The organism is Planktotalea sp., assembly GCF_039984035.1.
GTDB lineage: Bacteria > Pseudomonadota > Alphaproteobacteria > Rhodobacterales > Rhodobacteraceae > Planktotalea.
In genome coordinates this window covers 1-3,246 of record NZ_JBDWVM010000308.1, presented here as the reverse complement: position 1 = coordinate 3,246, position 3,246 = coordinate 1, and the positions used below count along the sequence as shown (strand labels likewise).

At 55.5% G+C, this 3,246-nt stretch carries 4 protein-coding genes; 1 reads left to right on the top strand and 3 read right to left on the bottom strand.

Going from position 1 to position 3,246, the window contains the following annotated elements:
• The coding region (locus ABJQ89_RS14050) for a hypothetical protein (RefSeq protein WP_348496816.1) at positions 1-1,018 on the bottom strand (1,018 nt) is incomplete at its 3' end.
• 41 nt (positions 1,019-1,059) lie between these two features.
• Between ABJQ89_RS14050 and ABJQ89_RS14045 the strand changes: the two genes are divergently transcribed.
• A complete protein-coding gene (locus tag ABJQ89_RS14045) occupies positions 1,060-1,617 on the top strand; it encodes a hypothetical protein (RefSeq protein ID WP_348496815.1) in 558 nt (185 codons plus the stop codon).
• Here ABJQ89_RS14045 and ABJQ89_RS14040 read toward each other — a convergent pair.
• Positions 1,599-2,096, bottom strand: coding sequence for a heme-binding protein (locus ABJQ89_RS14040; protein WP_348496814.1), 498 nt, complete (start codon positions 2,094-2,096; stop codon positions 1,599-1,601). The genes ABJQ89_RS14045 and ABJQ89_RS14040 overlap by 19 nt on opposite strands.
• 11 nt (positions 2,097-2,107) lie before the next feature.
• The coding region (locus ABJQ89_RS14035) for a TRAP transporter large permease (protein WP_348496813.1) at positions 2,108-3,246 on the bottom strand (1,139 nt) is incomplete at its 5' end.

Below are 3,246 nucleotides of genomic sequence, written 5' to 3'. Positions count from 1 at the left end.
GTACTAGGGACGCGACGGGCAGCGCTTCGGCCAATGTGCGCCCAATAAAACCAGACAACCCTAAAGCAATCGCAGAGCGCGCGAGGCCTGCTGTGTCATCCAAAAGCGCAGGCCAAAACGAAGCAAGTTGACTGCCCAGTGATGCGCCGAGGTCCTTTTGCGCGCCGAACCAGATCAGCGTTACAACAGGTGCAACGAACATGAGCGATAGAGCAGTCGTATAACCCGCGCTGATTTGCAGGACTGCAGTCGCCGCAATCAGGCTAAAGCACACGGTACCAAGTTTCAAAAAGGCGAGGGGGTGGAAAATCGGCCTTTCAACACCGCTCTGGGTTGGCGAGAGATGACGCCACTCAAAGCGATCATAGGCAAAGCCAATGAACATCATGAAAAGGGCGGTGCCGATACCAATGGGGATGAGTTTACCCATGTTGATATCGGTGAAGAGCGTCAGCAGAACAGCTTGGGACAGGGTTGTGGGTGCCCAAAGCAAGATCCACGCAAAGCCTCGTAACAGCGCGGAGATTTGCCGCTGCTCTAAAGCCGTGTTGGTCGAGCCATCCGCATGCTTGGTCGCAGACTGGATGAGCGGGGCCATCAAGCTCACCGCGCCAAAATTCAGGAAAACACCAAGGATATGACCGCCCGTAGCAGTGGCTACGAAACGACGCGCGGCGGGTTGATCAATCAAATATTTGCCCACAACGCGCACAGAATTGGAACGTTGCGCTGCGATCTTCAATGCGGTGAGCAGCGCAATAAACGCAGCGAAATAGGCGGCAAGGTCCAGTCCAGCAAGAACGCCGTCCACTTTGCCCGAAATGTATAAAACGGCGCAAAGCGCGAGAGCCGCGCAAGATAGCGCTTTCTCCCGAATTGTGCTGGTGCCAAGCCCGATCACACAAAGCGCGATAAACAAAACGCGCGCGCTGTTTTGCGCCAGTGCGCCGCCATGCGTGTTGGTGAGCAAAACAGCCGCAGAAACTGCGATAAGAGTGATGGCGAGAGCCGCGCGCATTAGCTACATTGCTCGCAAGTATGGGAGGTACGCAGATGTTTATGAGCTTGGTTCGAAGCGGCATTGAGGTTGAACAAGCGGTTGCTGCGCTGACATGGTCGCCTATGCCAGATATGGGCGCTCAACATCCTGCGGGGCAGGTGGTGGAAGAGGCTGTTGATGGCCTGTGTTTTGTGCTGTCGCGCACCCGCGCTGAAGGCGAAGGCGTACTGAGCAGCCATGGAATCGAAATGCCCGCAGGTCCCAGCATGCTGCGTGTTGATGAGGTGTGTTTCCCTGTGGGTGCAATCGCCCATCGTCACTCGCATACAGGAACGGGTATTCGACATTTGGTGCGTGGATCGTTGCGGATTGAGGCCGAAGAGCATTCCAAAACCATGTCGGTCGGAGACAACTGGTTTGAGGCGGCCGCAACCCCCGTGCGGGCGGTTGCCTTGCAAACGACGGGTGTTTCCAGCTTTCTGCGCGCGATGGTCATCCCCGCAAGTTTCGCTGGCAAGTCTACGTTTACTTTGGTCGATCCAGCAGATGCCGATTTGCCGAGATTGCAGCTCACCCATCGCCATATCGATCTACCCCTTCATTCAGAAGCTGGGTAATGATCTGACAAAGAGGATGTGCGCCAGTCAGGGTCTGGTTCTGCTGGCTCTGAGGAGTAGCCTGCAGCTTTGATGCCTTCAATTGCGCAGTATTCATCTTTGTCTGAGGTATCGCCACTGATGCCGACAGCGCCGAGTGTGATACCGTCGGCATTCTCAATCAGAACACCGCCCGGTACCGGGATCAACTGTCCGCCAGACGCCGTGGCGAGGCTGGCCTGAAACGTTGGCCGATCCTTAAGACGATCACGGATCAAGCGGCTTGAAATCCCCATGCCAAGCGCGCCGTAAGCTTTGCCAAAGGCGACCTCAAAACGAATAACGCCAGACCCATCTTCACATTGCATGGCGACCATTTTGCCACCCGCATCCAGCACGACGACTGTCAGCGGCAGTAGCTTCGCCTCGCGGCCAAGGCGCAGGGCTTCAGTGATGATCGCATTGGCGCGCTCAAGCGGAAGGGAAGTGTGCAAACGCATGAACGTGCTCCTTAGTTTGTTGCGGCCCAGAGACTAGACCACCATGCTTCAAAGTCGAAGTTTGGCAGCCAAGTTACGATTTCCGGGAACATCAGCAGGACGATAATGGTGATCACATCTGCAATGAAGAAAAGCGCGACACCGCGAAAGACTTGGCCCAATGGAATGTCAGGTCGTACGCCGTTGACCACAAAGCAGTTCAATCCAATTGGTGGAGTGATCAGGCAAATCTCGGCCATCTTCACCGCGATGATACCGAACCAGATCGGATCAAAGCCAAGCGCAATTACGGCGGGATAGACCACGGGCAATGTGAGTAAGAGCATCCCGATGGCGTCCATGAACATGCCTAGCACAGCGTAGGCCAAAAGGATGCAGATCATAATCGTCATAGGCGCAACGTCGAGCGAAACGACCCATTCTGTGAAAGCGCCTGGAATGCCGGAAAAGCCCAAGAAACGAACGAAGATCAAAACACCCCAGATCAGGGAGAAGATCATCACAGTCAGTTTGGCAGACTCCATCAGAGAGTTCTGGATGGATTTCAATGGCGTGCCGCGTGCGAGCGCCAGAACAAAGACAACCGCAGCGCCAAGCGCGCCTGCTTCTGTCGGGGTGGCCCAGCCGCTGTAGATCGATGTCATAATGATGATCACGACCAACGCGATTGGCGAAATCCCCGGCAACGTGCGCATGCGCTCGCCCCATGTAAAGCCTGTGACAGAAGGGGCCTGTACAGGTTTCATCATGGCCCAAACCACGATAATACCAGCATAGATCAAGGCAGAAACAATGCCCGGTAAGAAACCAGCGAGAAGCAGTTTGCCAACGGATTGCTCCACGATGATCGCATAGATCACAAGGATCGCAGAAGGTGGGATCAGGGTGGCAAGTGTCCCAGCAGAAGCCACAACGCCAGCTGCCATGCGTCGATCGTAGCCGTATTTCAGCATCTCGGGGATCGCAACGCGGCTAAAGACGGCTGCAGTCGCCGTGGATGCGCCTGAAACAGCAGCAAAGCCTGCGGTCGCGAAAACCGTTGCAATCGCGAGGCCACCAGGTAGCCATCCAAGCCATTTGCGCGCAGCATCAAAGAGCTGCTGGGTCATTCCCGCATGGAACGCGAGGAAGCCAATGAAGATAAACATTG

What these genes read in the sequence shown, in the direction of transcription:
- ABJQ89_RS14040 (WP_348496814.1), bottom strand. Translation starts at nt 2,096, where the DNA reads ATGCGTTTGCACACTTCCCTTCCGCTTGAGCGCGCCAATGCGATCATC.
- ABJQ89_RS14045 (WP_348496815.1), top strand. Translation starts at nt 1,060, where the DNA reads ATGAGCTTGGTTCGAAGCGGCATTGAGGTTGAACAAGCGGTTGCTGCG.